This is a genomic window from Glaciecola sp. G7-5 (assembly GCF_055808975.1).
This window is the reverse complement of the sequence record NZ_CM147892.1, coordinates 1,916,905-1,940,459: the sequence shown is the minus strand read 5'-3', so window position 1 is coordinate 1,940,459 and position 23,555 is coordinate 1,916,905. Positions and strand designations below refer to the sequence as shown.

Below are 23,555 nucleotides of genomic sequence, written 5' to 3'. Positions count from 1 at the left end.
TTATTTCCATGAGGTTTATATATAATTCCCGCCCTTAAACGCATTTAAAAAATTAAAGTGAGATAAAGTTTCATGGATTCAACGTTTATCGAGTTTGTAAAAGACCAGTATCTGCTCTCTGGATTATGGGTGGCCTTGGTTGTGATGTTAGTGTATTCATTCATATCACCTATTTTGTCAAAAACGAAGCGGGTGAATAATCATCAAGCCACTTTGCTTATCAATAAAGAAGACGCCGTTGTACTAGATATTAGACCTGCAAAAGACTTTAAAGCGGGGCACATAATAGACGCCAAACAGCTAAAACCTGAAGAAGTGCGCGAAGCGAACTTCACGAAGCTTGAAAAACACAAAGATAAACCCATTATCGTAGTGTGCGCGATGGGTAACTTAGCCGCTGGCACTGCTGCGAAAATGGTGAAAGCTGGTTTTAATAATGTATTTGTATTGTCGGGCGGAATGAACGCTTGGCAAGGTGCTAGTTTACCGGTCAGTAAATAGCAAAAAGAAAGATTGTCGTATTTAGGTAGGTCTATATCGCCGAATAAACCGTAGCACTGAGTACTAAATGCTTAGACTAGCGAAGTAACTTGACCTAACAGTAGAGAACAAAATGCAAAAAATTGAAATTTATACGAAAGGCTACTGCCCTTTTTGTATTCGCGCCAAACGCTTATTAGATGCAAAAGGCGTAAGTTACACAGATTTTGAAATTGATAAACATCCAGAATTGCGCGATGGCATGATTGAACGTGCTAATGGAGCGTCAACTGTGCCGCAAATTTTTATCGGCACAACTCATGTTGGCGGCTGTGATGATTTATTCGCGCTTGAAGCGACAGGCAAGCTCGACCCATTATTGAAGGCCTGATTTCAATACCAGCGTCTGCACTGTAAACACAACGTTTAGCATTGCAGACTATTTTAAACAACACGCATGCACGTTTGCATGTACTTAAAGAAGTAATTAATAGGAAATAAACATGGCTGACGAACCTACACCACAAGCTGCACCACAACAAGAAATCCAATTCAATGTGCAGCGCATATACACCAAAGATATTTCATTTGAATCACCTAATTCGCCAGCTGTTTTTCAAAAAGAATGGAAGCCGGAAATAAAGCTAGATATCGACACGCGTACTCAAGAGCTTAGCGCAAACTTGTATGAAGTGGTTTTATCTGTCACTGTTACTGCTACTAACGAAGGTGAAACTGGCTTTTTGTGTGAAGTACAACAGGCGGGTATATTTGCTATTGGTGAATTACCAGATAACAACAAAGCACACATGCTTGGGTCTTATTGCCCTAACCTATTGTTCCCGTATGCGCGCGAAGTTGTGTCGAACCTAGTGAACAGAGGGACTTTCCCAGTGCTTAACTTAGCTCCTGTGAATTTTGATGCTATTTTTGCGCAATATGTACAAAAACGTCAACAAGAAGCTGCTGCTCAAGCAGAAGGTGGCGACGCAGCACCTAAACTAGACGCGTAAACAAAACCCAAGGGCGGCTGACATTGCAGCCGCCCAATTTAGTTAAGGAAAACCATATAGTGACAAACTCTTCACGCAATATTACGGTTTTTGGTGCTGGTTCTTATGGCACTGCCTTGGCTTTTTGTTTGTCACGTAACAAGCACCGCACTTATTTGTGGGGGCGTGACGAAGAAGCCATGAAGAACATGGAAAAAGCGAGATGCAACGAAAAATATCTTGCAAAGTTTACATTTCCTAAAAGCCTTATTCCCACCGCTGACTTAGCTAAATCAATAAAAAATAGTGAGTACTTACTAGTAGTTGTACCTAGCCATGCTTTTGCAGACATGCTGCATACTATTGCGCCGTTTATCACCTCTGATCACAAAGTAATATGGGCAAGTAAAGGTTTAGAACCTGGTACTGGAAGACTCTTACAAGAAGTCGCCGAAGATATATTAGGGGCAGATACGCCACTCGCTGTGCTATCGGGCCCTACTTTTGCCGCTGAAATGGCAGCAGGTTTACCCACCGCCATCACGCTATCAAGCACCTGCGAAGGCTTAGGTCGCGAATTTGCAGCACTATTACATGATCCAAAACGCTTTAGGGTTTATCTCAACGATGATCTTATTGGCGTTCAGCTAGGCGGCGCAGTGAAAAATGTAATCGCTATTGGCGCGGGTCTATCCGATGGTTTAGGTTTTGGTGCGAACGCGCGGACTGCGCTTATCACTCGTGGCTTGGCCGAAATGAAACGTCTTGGTATTGCGCTTGGTGCACAAAGTGAAACCTTTATGGGCATGGCCTGTTTGGGTGATTTAGTATTAACCTGTACCGACAATCAATCTAGAAACCGACGCTTTGGCTTGGCCCTTGGTCAAGGGATGAATGTAGACGACGCCATAGACAGCATTGGACAAGTCGTAGAAGGCTATCGCAACACGGATGAAGTGCATATATTGTCAAAATCACAAAAAATAGAAATGCCCATTTGTGAGCAAATTTATAAAGTGTTGTACGAAGATAAATCTGCTGAAGAAGCGGCAATCGCCTTGCTAGGACGCGAACAAACCTCTGAATAGCGATCGCATGGGCCTAAAAATGCTAACACGCATTCTCAAAGCCCAATTGTCGCCACGATTCATATACAAACACCGCCACCGCGTTTGACAAGTTCATACTTCTGCTGTTTGCTGACATCGGAATACGCACGCGACATTCTGGCGGCAAGGCCATTATCACTTCTTCTGGAAGGCCTCGTGTTTCTGGCCCAAAAAGCAAGGCATCACCCTTTTCATAATTCACTTCATGATGGTAAGCCGTCCCTTTAGTCGTGCAGGCAAACACGCGTTTAGGTTGCCTAGTATTTAAGTAAGCTTCTAGATTGGGGTAGCGCTGAGTATCGGCAAATTCATGATAATCTAGGCCGGCTCTGCGCACCTTTTTTCGTCCCAGTCAAAACCAAGAGGCTCTATTAAATGGAGCTTGTAACCGGTATTGGCGCACAAACGGATAATATTTCCGGTATTTGGTGGAATCTCGGGTTCAAACAACACAACATCTAGCATGCAGGGCCACTCTTTTATTAAATCTTTTCTGGGAGTTGGATTGTATCAGTTTGCCATTAAAAGTCGTCCCTTAAGCACAGAATCATTTGTAGAGAGTAGAAATTTGCGGCTTGAATGTTTACTTATAGATCATCATGAGAAATGGTGAGTGGATATTTATTGCGTGTTATATTCTTATTATGTATTAACAAATTTTTAAACACGACGCTTCATAATCACTTAATTGAAGCGCAAGGTAAATCAATTAGGAGCGTATTTTGAGCGAAGTCGTCATAAATAAAATCGAAAATAATATCGCCACAATCACCATCAACAATGGCAAAGTAAATGCTATCTCTCATGAAGTAATTGATAAACTCAACTTAGCACTCGATGAAGCACAAGAGGCAAAGTGCGTGGTGGTTTTAACCGGCCAAGCAGGCATGTTTTCGGGCGGTTACGATTTAAAAGTCATGCGTGAAAGCATGAGCTCAGCCATGCAGCTTGTAGAAAAAGGCTCCAGATTATCTCGCAGGCTATTGTCATTTCCTTATCCGGTGTTGGCAGCGTGCCCAGGGCATGCTGTAGCGAAGGGCGCTTTTTTACTCTTAAGTGCTGACTATAGAATCGGCTTAGATGGTGATTTTAAAATAGGTTTAAACGAAGTCGCAATCGGCATGAGTATGCATGATGCAGGTGTAGAAATAGCGCGCGGAAGGTTAGCCCCTGTATTTTTTAATCGCAGCGTAATATTGGCTGAAATGGTTTCTCCTAAAGACGCGGTTAGCGCAGGCTTTTTAGATAAAGTCGTTAGCGAGGCTGAGTTTGCTCCAACTGTGAATTTTATTGCTCAAGCAATGACAAAACTAGATATGAAAGCCCACTTCAACACTAAAATGAAGGCGCGCGCTGGGCTTTTAAAGGCATTAGATACCGCCATTGAAAACGACTTAGGGGGAAGTTTGTGAGCGAACAAACGCACTATTCAACCTGCACCCTATGCGAAGCGATGTGTGGCATTGAAGTGACAACAAATGAGCGTGAAATAATCTCAATCGCGGGTGATAAACAAAACCCCTTTAGTGAAGGTCATGTTTGCCCTAAAGCCATTGTACTCAAAGACTTATATGACGACCCTGATCGCATCAAAACGCCGCTAGAAAGAAGCGCTGATGGCTGGCAAGAAATCTCATGGGATGATGCCTTAGATAAAGTCGCTAACAGCCTATTCGACATTCAGCAAAAACATGGCGTCGAATCGGTAGCAACATACTTAGGTAACCCAAATGCGCATAATATGGGCTCTATATTATTTGGCCCTTACTTTTACCGTGCCTTAAAATCTCACAATCGCTATTCTGCGACTTCGGTAGACCAACTACCTCACCATATTGTTAGTCGCCAGCTTTTTGGGCATCAGTCGCAAATCCCTATTCCCGACATTGACCATACCCAATATTTTATGATTATTGGCGGCAATCCCCTAGCGTCTAACGGCAGTATTATGTCGGTTCCGCATATCAAGCGCCGCCTAAAAGCGATTCAAAAACGCAATGGCAAGGTTGTGGTCATTGATCCTAAAAAATCTGAAACCGCCGATATCAGCTGCCAACACCATTTTATCAAACCCGGTAGTGATGCACTTTTGCTATTAGCAATGATAAACACCTTGTTTGCACAAAACAAAGTCAAGCCCCAGCACTTGTTAGAACATGCACCAGATTTATTGAGTATTGAGCACTATGTCGCGCCTTATAGCCCACAAAAAGTTGCCACTAAAATTGGTATTAGTGCCAGCGAGATTGAACAAATAGTCACTGACTTTTGTAGCGCCGAGTCTGCGGTTTGTTATGGTCGTATGGGCGCAAGCGTGCAAGCTTTTGGTACCTTAACGCAATATTTGATTATGGTTTTTAATATGCTCACCGGCAACCTAGATAGGCGCGGTGGCATGATGTTTACCCAGCCAGCAGCTGATTTACTTCCTCATTCAGGTCGGGGCACTATTGGCAACTTTCACACCCGTATTCGCAAATTACCCGCCTTTGCGGGTGAGTTTCCGGTGTCAGCCTTAGCAGAAGAAATAACTAGCCCCGGTGAGGGCCAAATTAAAGCCATGGTCATAGGCGCTGGAAATCCAATACTTACTACGCCCAATGGTCAGCAGTTAGATGCAGCGTTTGAAAGCCTTGATTTTGTTGTCGCGGTCGACTTTTTCATCACCGAAACGACCCGCCATGCGAATATTATTTTGCCCCCTGTTACTGCACTAGAGCGTGATCATTACGACGTGATTTTTCATAATTTTGCGGTTAGAAATAGTGCTAAGTTTTCACCCGCCATTTTTACACCAGAGCCAAACAGTAAGACTGATTGGCAGATATATCTTGGGCTTGCAGAGCGTTTAGATAAGCTTAATGGCATTAATACCGACAAATACTCACTGCTATGGGAAAAGGAGCCTAAAGGCGTTATAGACGATATGCTAAAGATGGGCCGTTATCAGCATGAAGGCGAAGCAATTAGTATAAAGACCTTATTAGCCCTGCCCCATGGTATTGATTTAGGACCATTGCAACCCGATTTACCTCAAGCTATTTTTCACGCCGATAAGAAAATCGATATGTGTTTTGACTATTTTATGACTGACTTAGCGAGACTAGATGATCACTTCTGTGATAGTGGCGAAGAAGATGAAAATAGCTTACAACTGATTGGCCGTCGTCATTTAAAAACCAATAATTCATGGCTTCACAACAGCCAAAGGATGGTAAAAGGCACTAACAATGGCTTATCACGTTGTACTGCTCAAATTCACCCCAATGACGCAAACAAGTTTGCCGTCACAGATAAGCAAATGATAAAGGTAAGATCTCGTGTTGGAGAAATTATGATTCCAGCAGAGATAACCGACAAAATCATGCCCGGCGTTATTTCAATTCCCCATGGCTGGGGACACAACAAAAAAGGCATGCGCTGGAGCATAGCAGAGCAACACGCTGGCGTGAGCGTAAATGATCTCACCGATGAAATGCTACTTGATGAGCTATCGGGCAACGCAGTACTTAACGGCGTACCGGTCTGGATTGAAGCAGCATCTTAACATGTAGTTGCTGTTCTATTGCGTGGCCGCGATCTATACGTATTTATCAAAAGCCACGCTCAATGCTGTCACAATCTCTTCGAAATAGTGTCATTTTTCGTTCATAAACACTAAGTAACATCGACGCATAAAAGTACAACCATGAAAACCTGACATGAAACTTTTAACCAATATCGATGAACAAGTTTTTTACTGGATTGCAAATCGTCCAAACAACCAGGCAAATAAATGCGGTTCTAAGATATTTAGAATGATTTCAAGAACTGGCGATGGCTATGTATATGCGATTCTCGCTGGTATCTTGTACAGCACCGACGACCTCCACGGAACGCCTTTTGTTTACACTGCGCTATTGGCATACGCACTCGAATTGCCTATATATGTAGTACTAAAGCAGACCATCAAACGACCCAGACCTTGCGATTTACGATTTGAATTTGAAGCGCATATTGTGCCTAGTGATAAGTTTAGCTTGCCATCTGGGCATACAGCGGCAGCATTCCTAATGGCGACAGTACTGGCACATTTTTATCCTTCTGTCGGTATTCTTGCTTATGGCTGGGCAAGCCTAATTGGACTGTCCAGATTGGTGTTGAGAGTTCACTACCCTTTAGATGTGATCGCAGGTGCCGGTTTAGGAACCCTAGTCGCAATAATATTCACTCCATCACTAGGTGCTTTGTGAAGATTTTGTATGGGGTCCAAGGCACAGGCAACGGCCACATTACTAGAGCGCGACACATGGCGAAAGCTTTTTCACAACAGCCTCAAATTGAAGTAGATTATATTTTCAGTGGTCGAGAGCCTGAAAAATTTTTCGATATGGACGTATTTCCTGGCTACCAATCCAAGCGTGGACTTACCTTTGTTACAAAAAATGGCCGAATTAACCACCTTCGTACGATCGCTAAAAATATCTCATCTAATTTTTTTCATGACATTAAAAACGTAAATATAAAAAAATATGATTTGCTGATTAATGATTTTGAGCCTGTGTCGGCGTGGGCAGCGAAAAGAGCTGGAGTGCCATCCTTGTCAATTAGTCATCAGGCGGCCTTTCTTCATAATGTACCAAAGCAAAGCCAGGGCATGCTAGATAAATTAATTACAAAATATTTTGCCCCAACTCAATACAATGTAGGGACGCATTGGTATCACTTCGGCCATCACATCATCCCTCCTTTTGTCTCTGAAGAGTTAATAAATAAGTCTGTTGAGTGTGCTAAAGATATAGATCATTCGAATCGCATTTTGGTTTATTTACCCTTTGAAAACCTTAAGACCATTCGAGAACAACTACACATTTTAAGTGATTGGGAATTTATTTGTTATCACCCTAATATTCAAGATGTCCAATCAGATGCTAATATCCGTTGGCAACCATTATCAACCCAAGGCTTTAAACAAGATTTGTTGAATTGTTCAGGCGTGATCAGCAACTGCGGATTTGAATTATCAACAGAATGTTTAAGTTTGGGTTTGCCTATATTAGTCAAGCCTTTGCAAAAACAGTACGAGCAATTATCTAACGCTTACACGCTTAAAAATCTAGGCTTATGTGAAGTGTTAAATACATTGCAAGCCGATGACATTGACCATTGGTTGCACAAAAAACAAGGCGTAAAAATAGAATATCCGACTAATTGTGATGCCTTTATCAGATGGATCCTCGATGGTAATTGGGATAACCCTAACACTATTTGTAAAACACTGTGGCAACAAGTGGTTTTTCCAAATCATATTAAACCTAAACTCGCTAAATTTTGCGAGTAACCATAATAGAACTAACAAATTGCGTTTTGCTAATCTGAATACATATGGTTGGCTATACTTTTTCCAGTGCCATAATCATCATATCAATCGCAATACCAAAGGTGTCTGTACGAAGCCATTTCTGTAATTCGCCTTATAATTTAAGGCGCTTCGACTTGCTGCCAAAGCTCGATTTTTACGCCATCGGGATCGAGTATCCAAGCGAACTTTCCATAACCCTCATCTACGCTGTCCAAGATCTCAACGTCTTTGCTTTTGAGTAATTCAACAAAGCCATCGAGATCATCAACTCGTAAGTTGATCATAAAATTTGCAGTACTGGGTTGCAGGTAGCTGTTGTCTTTAAAGTGACTAATCAAGGAATAAGGCTTATCTCCTTCTTCAAGTGCCCAATCAAGCTGAGGACCATAGTCGCCATCAATACCGAGTTTATCTTTGTACCATTTTCTTGTGCTGGCTGGGTCTTTCACAAGGTAAAAAATACCACCTAATCCTGTTATTCTGGCCATCTTAATCTCCTCTTTAGATTAATAGTAAACCAAAAGTAGTGGTTTATGCAGTTTTTCTGATTGCTCAAGCGAAAGCGCAATATAAATGGCACTAGTTAAAGTATTCCAGACTCTTTTATATTCAGCAGTGCAGTTGGTGCGTTTTCTTACTCAAATTTATAAGCCTTTTTCGCTTAAACTTCGTAAACAGTTAGGGAAAAAGCAAAATATTAGGTAACCAATGAAAAAACAAATAAAAACAGTAATGTTAAGCCTTTCGCTTTGTTTCGCAGGCGCAGGGTTCGCACAAGAGAAGGTCAGCATGCAAGGCACTGACAACACGACGATTAATGCTCAAGTGTTAGAAAGCTTTTCGTCACCTTGGGCTATGGCCTTTTTACCTGATGGACACAGTCTTGTTTCTGAAAAAACCGGCACTTTATGGGTACTAGATAAACAAGGTAAAAAACGCTTTGCCGTTGATAATATGCCCAAAACCGAAGCTCGCGGTCAAGGTGGATTAGGCGACATCATCGTTCACCCTGATTTCAGCAAAAACAGCATCGTATTTTTATCTTACGTAGACCGTGACGATAAAAACGACGCACTCAGCGGTGCAGCGGTAGAACGCGCGAAGTTAACGATAACTAGTTCAGGTGCAGAGTTATCTGAGCGTGAAGTTATTTGGTTACAATCGCCAAAAATGACGGGCAACGGCCACTATGGACATCGCCTAGCGGTTTCTCCTGAAGGTTATTTGTTTATCACATCTGGAGAAAGACAAAAATTCACCCCAGCTCAAAATATGGCTAGCAATTTAGGCAAGGTAATTCGCATAAACCAAGACGGCAGTATTCCCAAAGACAATCCGTTTTATGGTAACGGTGATGTAACAAGCCAAATTTGGACCTTAGGACACAGAAATCCTCTGGGCATTGATTTCGACCAAAAAGGACGTTTGTGGGTTCATGAGATGGGTCCACGCCACGGCGATGAACTCAACCTAATCGAAGTCGGCAGAAACTATGGCTATCCTGTGGTTTCACAAGGCGAGCATTATTCGGGTGTAAAAATCCCCAGCCACGAATCAAATCCGGTGTTTAAAGCGCCTCTTAAAGATTGGGTGCCGGCAATTAGTCCAGCAGGCTTCATCATCTATAAAGGGGATAAATTTCCCGAATGGACTGGCAACGGTTTTATAGGCGGTTTGTCTTCTACGGCGCTGATTCGAGTCGCCTTTAGCGAACAAAACAAACGCCCAAACTTAATAGTAGAAGAAGCAGCGCGCTACGAATGGGGTAGCCGGGTAAGAGAAGTCGAACAAAATAGTGCTGGTGATATATTTGTGCTTGAAGATGGAAGCAGCGGTCGTTTACTTAAGTTGCTAAGCGAATAAAGAAATCTCCTATTAATATTTTCGTTTCACACTACTTTGCCTGCAAAGTAGTGTGACCTCAAAACTTTCTCTAAATCCGCAGTAAAGCAAAGCTCTCCTGAAGTTAATGTTATCAATCAATAATTTATACCCGCATGAAAATATCAATTTTTTATTAGGCAAGGTCGATAACTTTGCGTACTATCTTTAGACACTCCATATTTTAATAAATAATAACCTGAATATGATATTTGGAACTATGTAATTTGATTGAATTAAACATCAAACTATTTTTGTCTTTAAGGTGGTGAGCTCAATGCGAATTTGCATCTATTTTTTGGCAAAGTTAGTCTTAATTGTTGCCTTAGTTGGTGGGTTTTCCCTTTACGCCCAAGCGCAATCTGAGTCGTTTTTCTCACATGCACTAAAACAGCAAAGTTTCTCTCAAATTCAGGCTAGCTTACAAACAGACATATCAAGTTCAAACGAGCCCTTATTTGTAATAAAACAAGAGCTTTCATTAGCATCTTTATATTTAAGTTACGATAGAACAGATCTCTTAGCCCCCTTACTTGAAAGCTTATCAGATAAAAAAGTTCACCAACAAAAAGACCTCAATGCGGTCAAATGGTATATATTTAAGGGTTACGACGCTTATTATCGTAGCCATCATGTAAATGCAGACGAATATTACCAGCAGGCATACGATATTTTTGCACAATTTCCTGAAAAACTTGCTCAATCACACCAAAGCCAACAAATTAAAGCCACATTGGATTTGTATTCAGCGCTAAACCTAGCATTTTTACAGCAGTACGACGACGCTACCGACTTGCTTGCCAAGCTAAATATTGAAGCAGAATCTAACAGTTGGTCATTGATTTACGGGCTTAGTCTTTACCATTTGGGCATAGTCAGTTATGAACTTAAAAACTACGAACAAGCTCTCGAATATTACCAAAAAGCGCACAATAGTTTGCCTGATGAAGCTATACATTTTAGGGCAATAGCTTTGATGGCAGAAGCGCAAATGATCAATATTGTTGGTGAGCGGCCACTAGCATTTAAGCTACTTGATCAGTCGATTAATACCCTACGCCAATTAGAGGATTTAAGCACACTTGCATATGGCTACTTATTAAAATCTTACTTTTACGGGAAAGACCAAAATTTTACAGCTGCTTTGGAATGGATATCTAAATCAGTAGAAATTCGCGAAAAGATAGGCAATGAAACAGATATTGCAAATGCATATGTACATTACAGTGCTACTTTATTTGACAATGATTTATTAGACGAAGCCCTAGAATATGCTTATAAAGCAGCTAATTTAGTAGCCAAAACAGAAGACTTAGCTGGGCAATGGGATGCTTATAATAATTACGCGTTATTGTTAAATGAAAAAGGCGACTATCAGCAGGCCTTTAACTATATGTCGATGTCTGAGCGAGCCTTATTAGCTAAGGCTCGCTTAGATATTACAGCAGAAACTGCGCGTTTAAACAGTGCATTTAATTTGCAAAAAGAACAGCTTAACAATTCATATTTAGATGAGCGAAATAGCATACTTCAACAACAACTCGAAAAAGAAAAACGCATGCAAGAGCGCCAAACTTGGACGATTCTAGGGCTTGTCGTATTTGCAGTGTTAGCCCTATTGATGTTAGTTGTTATCTTTAAACTTTACCTCAATAATAAAACCCTTGCGAGTAAAGACCCACTAACTGGCTTACCCAATAGAAGAAGTATTCTGGAAGTTGGGGAACAATTGTTTTGCACCAGCAAGCGCTACCAGCAAAGTTTGTGTTTGTTGATGATCGATATAGATAATTTTAAGCAAATAAATGATACATACGGTCACAACATGGGTGATAAAGTGCTGGTGTTTCTCACGCAAGTGTTCACTAGTGTATTGCGTAAATCAGATTTTACTGGTCGAATCGGCGGAGAGGAATTTTTAATCATTCTGCCCAACAGTAATGAGCAAGACGGCATTAACTTCGCAAACCGCCTTCTTGAAAAAACTACACAAGAGTTTAAACAAAGTAACTTAGCACTTAACGAACTTACCTTTAGCGCCGGACTAGCCAACAACAATTCAAGCTACGCATCCTTTGAGGAGTTAGGAAAAGCAGCTGACGAAGCATTATATAAAGCCAAAGACGCGGGGCGCAATCAAGTTCAAGTCGTTGATCAAAACGCCGATTTTTGAGAAAAAGGGGGCGAGCAAAAGGGGGTCCAAAAAGGGGTCAGTGTTACTTTTTGGATTAAAAAGTAACACTGACCCCCTTTTTGCGGACCCCCTTTTTGCGTTTGACTCGGTAAACACTTATTAAGGCCAAGACTATTAACGAATAGCCCATGCTACCACCACCAGATGCACTTGGTGGTGGAGGGCTTATCGGTGGCGTTTCTGGTGCTGTTGTGTCTGTTTGCGCCGCATTAACTGTGATATTAACACTCGATGATGCTTTAGTAATGCCATTAGCCATGCTCGCAAGTATATCAAATTTGAATTGACCAACGGTTTCTGGTGTCCATTCAAAATAGAAAGGTGCTTCAGTATCCTTGAAAACAGATACGCCATCTATTCTAAAATCAACCCACGTGATTTCACCGTAGTTTGTTGATGCGTTGCCATTCAATGTAAGTGACTCTCCTACTTCTACTATAGTAGAGCTTGGTTGCTCCATTGTTACGTTAAATACTTCATCGCCTGTCACGTTGACCATTGTCGAGTTTAAAGCGCTCTTTCCATTCGCAAGAGTGGCAATTACATCTACTTTTTGGAGCCCAAGCTGGCTAGGTATCCAACTATATTCAAAAGGCATTGCAGTGAAGCTAACTAAGTCTTTATCACCAACTTTAAAGCTTAGGGATGTTACTTCACTAATATTAGAGGACGTGGAGGCCCGCAGATTTATTGTTTCTCCGTACTCAAAAGCATATTTTTGAGACTGAGTGTGCATAGAAACGTCAAAAACATCAGGCGTAATATCAGTATCGGTTAAAATAATTTTGTTTAACGATAATTTAGGTAGAGTGACTTCTTGCACACCTTCTTGAATCAATAACAAAGGATCTTGTTCGATGGGTACTGTACGCTCTTCGTTTAATGCGTTAAACGCCATAGTATAATGACTTACATTGCCGTTATATTTTTGGTTATCTAGCTTAATTTCCAATGGCGCTGATTTATCTGTCATGTTTAAAACCAATAAAACCACTTGCTCGTCTTTTACTACACTACGAACGCTTATAGCGTTAACACCTTGGCGTAACTCTTCAGTTGTGGTTTCACTTTTTAACATCACACTATCTTCGAAAATCGAACGAATAAGTTCATAAGAAGCACCAAAACTGGTTTTCTCGAGGGGATATTTAATGCGCGGTCTTATAATGCCAGAGGGAGACACGTATTCTTCCCACACTAAAAACGAATTCAGCTTACCGTTCACACTAAACCAGTTTGCTCTGTGGTAAGTGTCTTGGTTTTCACTCATAAAAATGTAAGCGTCTGCCATTCCTAAAACAGAAGCCGCATTCGGTCCACCGGATTTCACTCCCCACTCGCTTAACCAAATTGGTTTGTTAGGCGCAACTAGCTTAGCGTAATTATTAACTGAATTGGCCAAATGCAATCTGGCTTCTAGTGCCGTTTTATAAGCCTCATCGTTAGTACTTTCATCATCTGGGTTAGCTCCAACGTAGGTATGTACAGTGACGGCATCAAAATAATCCTTATCTTGTGTGAGGTCGCTATTCCAGTTTGGATTGGCTGTGTTTTCACGCCTTAAAAGCGGAATTGATAAATTGATATTGGGGTTCATTGCCTTCAAAGCTTTAGACATAGATTTTGCGCGTGCGATGTAATCTTCGGTATTAGGAATAATTGAACTACGTTGGCCGGGGTAAAAATTTTCGTTCCCCATTTCTATATCAATAACTTCGAACCCGCGAGCAACAAGGTCTTTATACCTAGCCACAGAAACAGGACTTCCATTATCAAAATCGGGGCCATCGGCACTCATGTTGAAGGTCCATACCATGTCATAACCTGCGTCAAACTGGGTTTTTCTCAATGTATTTAAATCAGTTAGTCCATGTATTCCGATTCTTGTTTTAGCGCTCTCAAAAATACGAATACTGGCCAAATGATCTACAATACGATTCGAAATTCCCCCGCTTGTATTTGTAAACGATACAGTTTCATCTCCATATAGGCGGGTATAATCGCCTTCCCAATCATACCAATTAGCCCATAGCCCATGAGGAAACCGAATAGTGAGTGGGTTAAACGTATGAATAAGATCTTGTTCAGTTTTCGTTTCAAACTTAAATATATTAGTGCCTAGCAGATCATTGTTAAATTTTTCTTGCACTGATGAATCTATGTTGACCGATGCAGACAACTGTTCAGACACATCAAATGGATAAGTGTTTGCCTGCAAACAAGCGCTAAAAATCAAAAAACTAAAGCCAATAATTTTTATACCCATACGACACCGCGCTAAAATGAGGCAACTTAAAAAGCGCCCGTGATTACATATGACCGATAATATATTATAATGACGAATAGATAATCCACCCAAATCTTTAACTAAAACACACATTTCAATTACTTTATTTTCACATTTCTTTAAAAGCAATTAGATTACATGCACTTATAAAATAAAACACCTAAAAAAGAGTGCTATAAAAATTTATAAATCAGATGGTATTAGTCGTTAAGCTAAATAAATAGCTTCTTACTCTACAAAAAACCAATTACATAAAGACCGAATATGACAGAAAACGACCAATTAAGGTTGATTTTGTAAATATACTGTTTATAGTTTGTGTGCACACTGAGATAAACACACCACAAAAAGGAAAATATTATGTCGACTAGTTTTTATGTAAAAAAGTTAAAGTTGGCGGCAGCGGTTTCAATCGCTCTTGGCAGCGTTTCGTTTGGAATTGAAGCACAACAATCAGCTGAATCATCTGAAGAATCGACTGAAGTCATTGAAGTTAAAGGTATTAGAAGTGCATTAGCAAGTGCACTCAATGAAAAACGCAACGCGAATAGCTTGAAAGAAGTTATTCAAGCAGAAGATATAGGCAAGTTACCAGATAACAATCTAGCCGAAGTACTAGAAAACATTACAGGCGTGCAAATTGACCGAACAGCGGGCGTAGGCACAAGCGTTCAGATTCGAGGAACAGGGGCTAACCGAGTTGAAATAAATGGTGTCTCAACAGTCACCTCTGGAAGTGATAGAACAGGTATTAGTTTCGACGATTTGCCGGCTGCGTTAATTTCATCTCTTGAAGTTATAAAAGCGCCTGACGCAAAAACAGTCGAGGGTTCTGTAGGTGGCACGATTAATTTGCGTACCTTACGAGGCAATAGCCTCTCAGAGCGCTTGGTTCAATTTAGAGTACAAGGTGAGAATAGTGACTTAGCTGATGCGACTTCACCGCGTTTATCGGGCACATTTGGCGATAATTGGGAGACAGATTTTGGTAAAGTAGGTGTTGTTGTTACTGGCAGTTATGCCGAACAAGAAGTTGCTTCTGCCGACCCTCGTTTTGACCGCGATAGAGTGGTAGCCCCTGATTCTGGCCGTGGTAGCGCGGAAGCATTTCCCTTTTTGCGCACTCAGTTTTTAGACCAACCTCTAAACGCAGCATCATACGAAACTAAAAACTTAACCGCTTCAATTGAGTTACAAAAGACAGATAATTTATCGTTTTATTTCGATGCTACACTCAATGACCAACAGCGACAGAATAACAACTCGAGAGCATTTTTCTCGGGAACTGGTGGTAACGGTGTAGTTGACAATACTACAAACACTGGATTCACGACCATTGATTTAGGTTCAGTAGATGGAAAATTTGGCCAACTAGACTTAGGTGAAGTTCAAGTAGTTACTAGCGGGATTTTAGGTGTAGGTGGCAGCGATCCAAATCTAAGAACCTCTAACAACAACAGTACACGCTTAACCGAAAGTTCAGTTTTTGCTTTTGGTACTGAGTACGTAAGTGATAATTATACCCTTAAAGCAGAAGTGTCACACTCAAGCTCAGACACAAAAACCCCTTCGTTAAACTCAGCTTTAGATTTTATTAATCCAAACAGCACCGCGCCAAGCCCAACGACATCTGCAGATAATGGTGTTCCGGCGATATTCGCAATTAATAATAACACTTTCGAATTTGGTATCGCTCCTAATTTAGCAGAAACACCAAGTACACAAGAACTTCTCAATCCTGCTAACTATGCATTACGCGATCTTGGTCAAGGCTTGGGACAGCGTGAAGGCGCAGAAACAGCATTTAGAGTTGACCTTAATTATGATGTGTCTGATATGGGGATTTTCTTCTCTGATATCGACGCCGGTATCCGCTGGAACCAAACAAGCAATAAGAACCAATCAGAATCGGTCAGTAACCAATTTAGAAACTGGAACCGACCCAGAGCTGATTTGTTTTCTGATATTGTGGTGCCTGGTGCTCCAAACTTTGGCGATGTAGATAGTAGACAGCTGTTCGTGTCTGATTACTTGATTATAGATAACGACATCTCGACTCAAGATCCCAACTTTGTAATTAATTTGATTAATCAAGCTATTGCAGCAAATAACCTCGCACAGGGTGCAGAAGTGAATTCTTCTTTAGCCGCACCTGAATCACAAACCACATCATTTTTTGATATTGAAGAAACGACCACGGCACTTTATGTGCAAGGCAATTACGATATGGAGATTGGTGATGCTCTTGTAAGAGGTAATGTTGGACTTAGATATGTCACGACCGAACAAGAAGCAGTGGGTAACGAGGTTGTTAACGATGTCGTCAATCAAACCAGCGCATCAAGCGATTACGATTTTGTTTTACCAAGAATCAATTTGGTTGCCGAACTGTCAGACGAGTTAATTGTGAGAGCCGGTATTGGTAAAGATTTGCGTAGACCGAATTTTAACTCTTTATCGACGTCGGCTAATTTTCCAACAAGTGTATCTGCACGGGTTACCATTGGTAATCCAGACCTAAAACCAGAAACCGTATGGTCTTACGATCTATCGGCAGAATACTACTTTTCGTCATCAAGTTACGTAAGTGTCGGGCTGTTTCATAAAGAGCGTGAAGACTTAATAACGACAATTACGTCTGAACCCGCTGAGCCAATTGGTGCTTCAGGCCAAATAGAACGAGAACAAGATCCAAACTGTCCTGGCGGCGGTATCTTTAACCCTAACGTTCCATTTGAAAATTTCAATGTGTTTTCTACCTCAACTACTGACGGTATTTGTGTTGTGAGTAGTCGCCCCATCAATGCAGATGGCACCGAAACGCAAAGCGGTATAGAAATTGCCGGCCAGTTTGATTTGAGCGCCTATGAAGATGAACTCGGTTGGGCGTCAGGTTTTGGTTTTATCGCTAACTACACTTATCAAGAATCTGGAAAAGGGCTGACTGATTTTAGAACCGCTACAGCAGCGATTAATCAGATATTAGGTAGAACTGATACCGACAATAGCACAGCGACACTTGCAGATGATGTTGTCACTCAGCGTATTACTCTGGATGATTTGTCAGAAAATTCATACAACTTTACTGTATTTTATGACAAACATGATTTAAATGTGCGTGTTCGCTACACCTATAGAGATGCGTTTACAGAAACTCTAAACAGGATGCGCTTTAGTTTACCGCCTGTAGTGGGTGCACGCGGTCAATTAAATATGAGTGTCGGTTACGATGTTAACGATACAGTATCAATTGGCTTAGAAGGCGTTAATCTAACACGTGAAGACCGCACAAGATGGTGCTTTAATGAGGATACATTATTGTGTGAGCAAAGTTTGTCAGACCGCCGCGTAACATTAGGCGTATCAGTTAAACTATAAAGAACGCAATGCAAAGGGGAGCAAAAAGGGGGTCAGTGTTACTTTTTGAATTAAAAAGTAACACTGACCCCCTTTTTGCTCCCCTTTTGCTCTGCTGCCCTATTTTTCAATAAAATCGAATATTTCTTCTAACACCAAAGTCCTGGCACTATCTTGTTCAAATAGGAGTTCGTGTTGCGCTTTAGCAACACGAAGCAATTTAGCATTGGGGAGGTCTTTGACAAAATCGTTAATCTTTGTGTTATCGACAATTTGTTCTTGCTGAGCTTGCAAAACCAAGGTAGGTATTAAAATAAGTGCAGCATTCTGTCGCGCTTTGCGCATACTAACAATAGCCTGAACAAGCCAGTCAAAGCTAATTCCACCAAGTTGATTTTGTGGGTAGTCCACCATCATCTCGCGGAACACTCTATAGCGTATTTCACTGTTTGTAATCCTATTTTTGTCAAATGGATAAGGACTGTAATCTCCCTGCCCAAAAAAATAGCTTGCCGGTAGCCTAGCTAAGCGGCGAAACCACAAAGCCATTTTTGCGATAAACAAGGTGAGTGTTTCACCAATGGGTGTTTTGATGCCAAGCATGGGGGCGCTTAATATTAATTTAGTAAAAACCCTTGGATAGGTCTGAACAAACAAGGTCCCAATCGCACCGCCCATTGAGTGGCAAAGCAATATCTTTTCAAGTCCTTGTTGTTGGTGCTTTTCTAGGACAGGCTCGAGTACTTTACTAAGCAGTGTATGCATATCGCTGACGTAGTCGTTAAAATTGCGTACATAGCCAATATGAGGGTTTGGCAATAAACGGCTAGACTGCCCTTGGCCTTGATGATCGAAGCTGAAAACCGTGTAGCCATTTTGGTATAGCTCGTAAATAAATTCAGCGTATTTTACCAAGCTTTCTGAGCGCCCTTGGGACACAACGATGCATTTACTTGCGTTTGGATTAACAACAAAACCATAAAAAATATCCGCGCCACCGGCCTGTTTCCAGTAACCCGTACTGAACTTTTCATTATAAAAAGCCATAAATTTTGTTTTTGGATAAGTAGTTACATCAGATTCTTGGCTTATGTAATGAGGCATATACAGCAGTATTCACTTCTATTTAAACGAGTAAGTCATACACTAAAAATAGCATACATCCGTAATGTAAAGTTACTATCAAAGCGCAACTCTACCACTGGCCACAACTTCACCAAGACGCCAAACGCGCCACTCGCCAGGTTCGTAAGTATGCCACCTTTCGTCGCTAGTCAGTGGTTCTGTTGCAATAATACTAACAATGTCATTGGGGGTGGTTTCACCCGCGAAATCGACAGTAAGGTCGGCATCAGTTAATTGGGCTGGGCCAAATGGTGCCCGGCGAGTAATGCTTGCCAGTTTGGTGCTACAAAAGCTAAACAACCAATCTCCATTGCTAAGCAAACAGTTAAATACGCCCTGTCTGGCGTAGCTTTGTGCAAGTTTGGTAAGTAGAGCGTAAAACTCGTTTTGGTCAGCATCGCGAGACAAACCTTGTCGAATTTGATTCATCAGGTCGCAAAATATGTTCTCGCTATCGGTGTCTCCAATAGCTTCGTAAATGCCTTTTGTGCTGCTAAAATCTTTCACTTGGCCATTGTGAGCAAAAACCCAGTTGCTTCCCCACAATTCACGCACAAATGGGTGGGTGTTTGACAAGCAAGTACCGCCAACATTCGCTTGCCTTATATGGCATATCGCGGTGTGGCTTTTTATAGGGAGTTTTTGTACCAAGTTAGCCACTTCTGATGCACAACTGGCCGCCGAGTCATGAAAGGTTCTAATGCCCTTGCCTTCAAAAAAAACAACGCCCCAACCATCAGCATGAGGTCCGGTGTTGCCGCCACGTTGTGTCAGGCCTGTAAAACTAAAGCACAAATCAGTTGGTGTATTTGCGCTCATTCCTAATAGTTCACACATGCTCTTGGCTTACCTCAGTTGCTTTGAAAGCTTACATTATCCAAAGACAGATTAATCGAAATGGTGCTCAACATAGCCGATAAAAACCTGCTAATCAAGCACCAAATGTAAGGCTTTAGTCGCTACTTTCTTGTTGTATAGGAAACAATAGAGTGAGCCGCAGACCGCCTAATTCAGACGCTTGCGCACTTATGTGTCCTTTATGCAATTCCACACTCGCTTTCGCGATCGCTAAACCTAAGCCCGTGCCTTGATAATGTGTCCCAGATGGTGCTCTGTAGAAAGGTTCAAAAATATGCTTAAGCTGAGCATCTGATAAACCGTTGCCGTCATCTTCAATACAAATACTCAGCATGCTTGCTTCATTTGTCGTAGACGGCTCAAGGATTTCAATGCTGACAACGACTTCTTTGCTGCTATATTTAATTGCATTGCGAGTAACATTTTCAATGGCACTAATGAAGCTAGTCTTTATTAAATCAACAATTAGCGTTTGCTGTGTTGTGTTATTGACCTGCAATGAAATTTCACTGGCTTTTGCTTCAAATGACAGGTCGTCTAAAATAGGAATGAGTAAAGCATGCAAACTTACACTTTCCATTTGCAACCACTGCGCATGGTTCTCATCATTCATTTTCGCTAATTGTAGGGCTTGCCCAATGAGGGTATCCATCACCCCTATATCTTTTTCGATACGCGTGGCATAACGGGTTTGTTCATCGCCATCTGGCTGCAACATTGCCAACGCTAACTGCAACCTGGTTAAGGGTGTACGCAGTTCATGAGAAATATTTGCCATTAGCGCCTTTTGCTGAGCTAAGCTTTTCGCTAAATTACTCGCCATGTCATAAATATCGTTATGTAATTGGCCAAGCTCATCTTTGCGTTTTTTTAGCGTACTGTTTTTGTTTGCCGAGGGCTCGTTTAATAAACCCTGCGCAAATTCTTTACTTAATTTACTTAGTTCTTTTATTGGCTTTGCGATGGTCCATGAAATTGCGATACAAGCAATCGTACCGGTTATCAAAAACACCACAAATGCAATGGCAAAAGCAACGTCCGCTCTTTGATCACGGCGCAGCAATCTACCTATAAACAATTGATATTCTTGGCCTTTTGATCTAACTAATAAAGGACCAACAAATTCCATATTGCGAGTTTTAATAAGCAAGGGAATTTCAGAGTCCTTTAGCGACAAAAAACGATTTCGTTGTTCGAGTAAAGGCGGCGGAAAGGCTAAAATGATGTCATCAGTTTTGCTATTAATAGCCATCAAACTCCAGTAACCGCGTGCACCTGCTCTGCGCATAGCTCGTTCAATATTAATATCATTAGACAATTGCTTTTGAACCGACTTCTGAACGTTCAACACACGCTGTTCTCGCTCGGTATCAACAGCGTTTATATCCCAAGACTGTCCAAAATAACGGGCAATAAAAAATGCCATCACCACCATTAGGGTAACTGCAGTCCAAAACCAAACGAGGATTCTGCCAAAAAGCGAATTACGGGGATTTAGTCTTTGTACAAAGTTAATAAACTATGCTCCTAGGTCTTTAATTGCATTAAGTAACCATTCCCACGAACGGTTTTAATTACATCGCTAACACCCTTCTGCGATAGCTTCTTTCGTATGTTACTCACATGCATATCTAAACTTCGATCGTAGGCGCTAAGTTTACGTCCGAGTACGCTTTCACTTAGTTTCTCTTTGGTCTGCAGTTGGCCTGGATTTTTCATTAACTGTGCAAGCAGCATAAATTCAGTAGAGGTCATCTCTATCCCAGCACTACCAACTTTCACGCTTTGATTAGCTTCATTTAAAAAGATATTGTGCAAGCTAAGCTGCTGCGGCTGACTAAAACCTTGTTGTGGGTCCATGCGCCTAATTAAGGCTTTAATTCGAGCAACCAGCTCTCTTTGGTTAAAGGGTTTTGGAAGATAGTCGTCTGCGCCAAGCTCTAGGCCTAGGATTTTATCGTAATCATCGCCCTTTGCCGTGAGCATAATTACCGGGATTGCCGAAAAACCACGTAAACGTTTGAGCGTTTCAAAACCGTCGATATCCGGCATCATCACATCGAGTAAAAGAATATCAAACACATTGCTTTTAAGCTTTTCCAAACCACTAAGGGGGAATTTTCAACGCTTATCTCAAACCCTTGTTGGCTCAAGTAGGCAGATAACAATTCAGTAAGATCTTTGTCATCGTCAATTATGAGGATTTTGTTCATCATCATCCTTTTGTAAGATGCTTGCATTGAATAAGTGTAATGCAATTATGCTGCTTAGTGTAAAAACATCTTATTGAAAAAGAACTATCTTTACACAAGCTTTACAATTGCTTGGCACTACTTTGCACTAATATAGGTATTATTATCTCAAGCAATAACTTCATTCAATGTAAGTCAGCATAGTGAAGCTATTATATTAACTACATGAGATGAATATTGAGGAATGATTATGAAAAAACAAATCCTAACCCTTGCTACTTTAGCATGTTTCACTTTAGCTAGCGTGCCCTTAGCGATGGCCAAAGGCGATCGCCACGAAGAAGACCCAATGAGGGTGTTCAGTAAGCTAGATTTATCTACGCAACAGAAGCAAGAGATACGCAGTATTTTTAAGACCACTCGCGAGAACAATAGCGTATATACAGGCGAGAAATCATCCATAAGAGCACAAATGAAAGACTTAATGGATATGCCGGCTTGGGATGAAGCAACAGCGAGAAGTATCCTTCTTAGTCAAATTGAGCAAGGTAAAACAATCGCCCTTAACCGCGCTAAAGCACGCAACCAGGCATACAACTTGTTGACGGACGAGCAAAAAGTTAGCTTAAGTGAAAAAGCTGAGAAAAAAGAACGCGGTAAGAAAGGCGACAAAGCGCATAAACGCGATTCAGACCGCAAAGGCGACAAAGCGCACAAACGCGGCTCAGGCCGTAAAGGTGAAATAGGCAAGAAACGCTTAAACAAAATACTTGAATTAAGCGATACTCAAATCGCAGCAATGGACGCCATTGATACGCAAAGTAAAGAGATGATGGAAAATTTGAAAGCAAACTCCACATCTTATCGCGACCAAATGCAAGCAATTACGATGGCTGAAAGCTTTGATGAAGCCTCGTGGTCAGCGATGTTTGATAATGCTAAAAGTAATATGCTTGAGCATGGTTTGATAAAAACCAAGGCGAGATACGAAAAAGCAGCTGTATTAAGCGCGGTCCAAAAAGAAAAGTTGGGCAAAATTATGGAAAAGATGAAAAAGCGAGGAAAGCGCGCTTCGTAAAGCTAATCCAGATGGGTTCCAAGTAAACATTTAAAGCTCGCACGTAATACTGCGAGCTTTTTTATGCATCTACTTGCGGCCTAAGTATTACAGTAGCAACCACTCGCATCGGTATCGATAAGCGCCTTTGGCGGGTTCGCTAAGTTGTCTTTAGTATCTACCCATTCTTGCAAATAAATATCGACCTCACCGCTATTTGCAAAGCAGCCACTGCCTCGACTATACGGTCCTAAATAGAGTAAGTTTTTGTCAGCATCAAGCACTACAACTGCTGGTGTAGAAGGAACAAAGCGTTTTATTTGTGGGTATTCGTTTACATCAAGTTCTACATTTTCAAAACCCTCAGCGCTTGACCAGTTCTTTAGTGAAGACTGGTGGGTTTTAGCCAAAAACTCACAATAACAGCTACCCTGCGTGAGGTGGAAAATAGTCGGTGAATTTGCAGACAATGAGATTTGCTGTGTTTGCGAAAGGGCTGAAGCAAGGTCTTGCTCGAATGACAATGACATTATCGCCTGCGACAAAGTCATGTTTGGATCAAAGTCAGATTTACTTGCCGTTGACAACCAAAATATCGCAATTGACGCTATCATGAACCACGTGATAATCACTACGCCAACAACTAGCTTGTGTTTATTCATACCTAAAATGGAGTGAGCAT

The 23,555-nt window shown here is 41.3% G+C and carries 18 protein-coding genes and 2 pseudogenes; 12 read left to right on the top strand and 8 right to left on the bottom strand.

Translation table 11 applies throughout. From position 1 onward, the window contains the following. Positions 1-72: 72 nt before the first annotated feature. The 4 genes from AC0L6H_RS08350 to gpsA all read left to right on the top strand — a co-directional run bounded on the left by AC0L6H_RS08350 (position 73) and on the right by gpsA (position 2,560). Positions 73-501, top strand: a complete 429-nt coding sequence (locus AC0L6H_RS08350; protein ID WP_473393728.1) for a rhodanese-like domain-containing protein — start codon at positions 73-75, stop codon at positions 499-501. A 112-nt stretch (positions 502-613) separates the two neighbouring features. Further along, a complete protein-coding gene (gene grxC / locus AC0L6H_RS08345; protein ID WP_473393727.1) occupies positions 614-871 on the top strand; it encodes a glutaredoxin 3 in 258 nt (85 codons plus the stop codon). Positions 872-983: 112 nt separating this feature from the next. Next, the gene (gene secB / locus AC0L6H_RS08340; protein ID WP_473393726.1) at positions 984-1,493 is read left to right on the top strand and encodes a protein-export chaperone SecB; all 510 of its coding nucleotides are present in this window, start codon (positions 984-986) and stop codon (positions 1,491-1,493) included. Between the two features lie 56 nt (positions 1,494-1,549). After that, positions 1,550-2,560 (top strand): NAD(P)H-dependent glycerol-3-phosphate dehydrogenase, encoded by a 1,011-nt coding sequence (gpsA, locus tag AC0L6H_RS08335; RefSeq protein WP_473394498.1) that lies wholly within the window; start codon positions 1,550-1,552, stop codon positions 2,558-2,560. A 22-nt stretch (positions 2,561-2,582) separates the two neighbouring features. Here gpsA and trmL read toward each other — a convergent pair. Next, positions 2,583-3,046: pseudogene (trmL, locus tag AC0L6H_RS08330) on the bottom strand (tRNA (uridine(34)/cytosine(34)/5-carboxymethylaminomethyluridine(34)-2'-O)-methyltransferase TrmL). Positions 3,047-3,303: 257 nt separating this feature from the next. Here trmL and AC0L6H_RS08325 point away from each other — a divergent pair. From AC0L6H_RS08325 to AC0L6H_RS08310, 4 genes are all read left to right on the top strand, one after another. After that, positions 3,304-3,993: a crotonase/enoyl-CoA hydratase family protein gene (locus AC0L6H_RS08325; protein WP_473393724.1), complete on the top strand. Its 690-nt coding sequence runs from the start codon at positions 3,304-3,306 to the stop codon at positions 3,991-3,993. Further along, complete coding sequence (locus AC0L6H_RS08320; protein ID WP_473393723.1) at positions 3,990-6,128, top strand: molybdopterin oxidoreductase family protein; 2,139 nt, start codon at positions 3,990-3,992, stop codon at positions 6,126-6,128. Before AC0L6H_RS08325 ends, AC0L6H_RS08320 begins: the two co-directional genes overlap by 4 nt. Positions 6,129-6,282: 154 nt before the next feature. Continuing rightward, a complete protein-coding gene (locus tag AC0L6H_RS08315) occupies positions 6,283-6,813 on the top strand; it encodes a phosphatase PAP2 family protein (RefSeq protein ID WP_473393722.1) in 531 nt (176 codons plus the stop codon). Further along, complete coding sequence (locus tag AC0L6H_RS08310; protein WP_473393721.1) at positions 6,810-7,901, top strand: MJ1255/VC2487 family glycosyltransferase; 1,092 nt, start codon at positions 6,810-6,812, stop codon at positions 7,899-7,901. Before AC0L6H_RS08315 ends, AC0L6H_RS08310 begins: the two co-directional genes overlap by 4 nt. Positions 7,902-8,041: 140 nt before the next feature. Here AC0L6H_RS08310 and AC0L6H_RS08305 read toward each other — a convergent pair whose 3' ends face one another. Beyond that, the gene (locus AC0L6H_RS08305) at positions 8,042-8,410 is read right to left on the bottom strand and encodes a VOC family protein (protein WP_473393720.1); all 369 of its coding nucleotides are present in this window, start codon (positions 8,408-8,410) and stop codon (positions 8,042-8,044) included. A 220-nt stretch (positions 8,411-8,630) separates the two neighbouring features. Here AC0L6H_RS08305 and AC0L6H_RS08300 point away from each other — a divergent pair, with 220 nt between their 5' ends. Next, on the top strand, positions 8,631-9,785 hold the full coding sequence (locus tag AC0L6H_RS08300) for a PQQ-dependent sugar dehydrogenase (protein WP_473393718.1): 1,155 nt from the start codon (positions 8,631-8,633) through the stop codon (positions 9,783-9,785). 295 nt (positions 9,786-10,080) lie between these two features. Next, entirely contained in the window at positions 10,081-11,976 is a 1,896-nt protein-coding gene (locus tag AC0L6H_RS08295; protein WP_473393716.1) for a diguanylate cyclase, read from the top strand. A 55-nt stretch (positions 11,977-12,031) separates the two neighbouring features. Here AC0L6H_RS08295 and AC0L6H_RS08290 read toward each other — a convergent pair whose 3' ends face one another. Beyond that, positions 12,032-14,263: an Ig-like domain-containing protein gene (locus AC0L6H_RS08290; protein ID WP_473393715.1), complete on the bottom strand. Its 2,232-nt coding sequence runs from the start codon at positions 14,261-14,263 to the stop codon at positions 12,032-12,034. A 381-nt stretch (positions 14,264-14,644) separates the two neighbouring features. Between AC0L6H_RS08290 and AC0L6H_RS08285 the strand changes: the two genes are divergently transcribed. Then, the gene (locus AC0L6H_RS08285) at positions 14,645-17,662 is read left to right on the top strand and encodes a TonB-dependent receptor (protein ID WP_473393713.1); all 3,018 of its coding nucleotides are present in this window, start codon (positions 14,645-14,647) and stop codon (positions 17,660-17,662) included. A gap of 99 nt (positions 17,663-17,761) precedes the next feature. On the opposite strand, the gene AC0L6H_RS08280 is transcribed toward AC0L6H_RS08285, so the two are convergent. The 4 genes and pseudogenes from AC0L6H_RS08280 to AC0L6H_RS08265 form a co-directional block, all read right to left on the bottom strand. After that, positions 17,762-18,688 (bottom strand): alpha/beta fold hydrolase, encoded by a 927-nt coding sequence (locus tag AC0L6H_RS08280; protein WP_473393712.1) that lies wholly within the window; start codon positions 18,686-18,688, stop codon positions 17,762-17,764. A 135-nt stretch (positions 18,689-18,823) separates the two neighbouring features. Then, on the bottom strand, positions 18,824-19,603 hold the full coding sequence (locus AC0L6H_RS08275) for a class II glutamine amidotransferase (protein WP_473393711.1): 780 nt from the start codon (positions 19,601-19,603) through the stop codon (positions 18,824-18,826). A 115-nt stretch (positions 19,604-19,718) separates the two neighbouring features. After that, positions 19,719-21,050 (bottom strand): ATP-binding protein, encoded by a 1,332-nt coding sequence (locus tag AC0L6H_RS08270; protein WP_473393709.1) that lies wholly within the window; start codon positions 21,048-21,050, stop codon positions 19,719-19,721. A 101-nt stretch (positions 21,051-21,151) separates the two neighbouring features. After that, positions 21,152-21,843: pseudogene (locus AC0L6H_RS08265) on the bottom strand (response regulator transcription factor). Between the two features lie 223 nt (positions 21,844-22,066). Between AC0L6H_RS08265 and AC0L6H_RS08260 the strand changes: the two are divergent. Beyond that, positions 22,067-22,894: a Spy/CpxP family protein refolding chaperone gene (locus AC0L6H_RS08260; protein ID WP_473393708.1), complete on the top strand. Its 828-nt coding sequence runs from the start codon at positions 22,067-22,069 to the stop codon at positions 22,892-22,894. A gap of 80 nt (positions 22,895-22,974) precedes the next feature. On the opposite strand, the gene AC0L6H_RS08255 is transcribed toward AC0L6H_RS08260, so the two are convergent. Next, a complete protein-coding gene (locus AC0L6H_RS08255) occupies positions 22,975-23,535 on the bottom strand; it encodes a DUF6436 domain-containing protein (protein WP_473393707.1) in 561 nt (186 codons plus the stop codon). Between the last annotated feature and the right edge of the window lie 20 nt (positions 23,536-23,555).

Excerpts from the sequence above, each read along its gene's own strand:
- AC0L6H_RS08270 (WP_473393709.1), bottom strand. The coding sequence starts at position 21,050 with ATGGCATTTTTTATTGCCCGTTATTTTGGACAGTCTTGGGATATAAAC.
- secB (WP_473393726.1), top strand. The coding sequence starts at position 984 with ATGGCTGACGAACCTACACCACAAGCTGCACCACAACAAGAAATCCAA.
- AC0L6H_RS08260 (WP_473393708.1), top strand. The coding sequence starts at position 22,067 with ATGAAAAAACAAATCCTAACCCTTGCTACTTTAGCATGTTTCACTTTA.
- AC0L6H_RS08275 (WP_473393711.1), bottom strand. The coding sequence starts at position 19,603 with ATGTGTGAACTATTAGGAATGAGCGCAAATACACCAACTGATTTGTGC.
- AC0L6H_RS08290 (WP_473393715.1), bottom strand. The coding sequence starts at position 14,263 with ATGGGTATAAAAATTATTGGCTTTAGTTTTTTGATTTTTAGCGCTTGT.
- AC0L6H_RS08300 (WP_473393718.1), top strand. The coding sequence starts at position 8,631 with ATGAAAAAACAAATAAAAACAGTAATGTTAAGCCTTTCGCTTTGTTTC.
- grxC (WP_473393727.1), top strand. The coding sequence starts at position 614 with ATGCAAAAAATTGAAATTTATACGAAAGGCTACTGCCCTTTTTGTATT.
- AC0L6H_RS08315 (WP_473393722.1), top strand. The coding sequence starts at position 6,283 with ATGAAACTTTTAACCAATATCGATGAACAAGTTTTTTACTGGATTGCA.
- AC0L6H_RS08350 (WP_473393728.1), top strand. The coding sequence starts at position 73 with ATGGATTCAACGTTTATCGAGTTTGTAAAAGACCAGTATCTGCTCTCT.
- AC0L6H_RS08280 (WP_473393712.1), bottom strand. The coding sequence starts at position 18,688 with ATGGCTTTTTATAATGAAAAGTTCAGTACGGGTTACTGGAAACAGGCC.
- AC0L6H_RS08285 (WP_473393713.1), top strand. The coding sequence starts at position 14,645 with ATGTCGACTAGTTTTTATGTAAAAAAGTTAAAGTTGGCGGCAGCGGTT.
- AC0L6H_RS08305 (WP_473393720.1), bottom strand. The coding sequence starts at position 8,410 with ATGGCCAGAATAACAGGATTAGGTGGTATTTTTTACCTTGTGAAAGAC.
- AC0L6H_RS08255 (WP_473393707.1), bottom strand. The coding sequence starts at position 23,535 with ATGAATAAACACAAGCTAGTTGTTGGCGTAGTGATTATCACGTGGTTC.
- AC0L6H_RS08295 (WP_473393716.1), top strand. The coding sequence starts at position 10,081 with ATGCGAATTTGCATCTATTTTTTGGCAAAGTTAGTCTTAATTGTTGCC.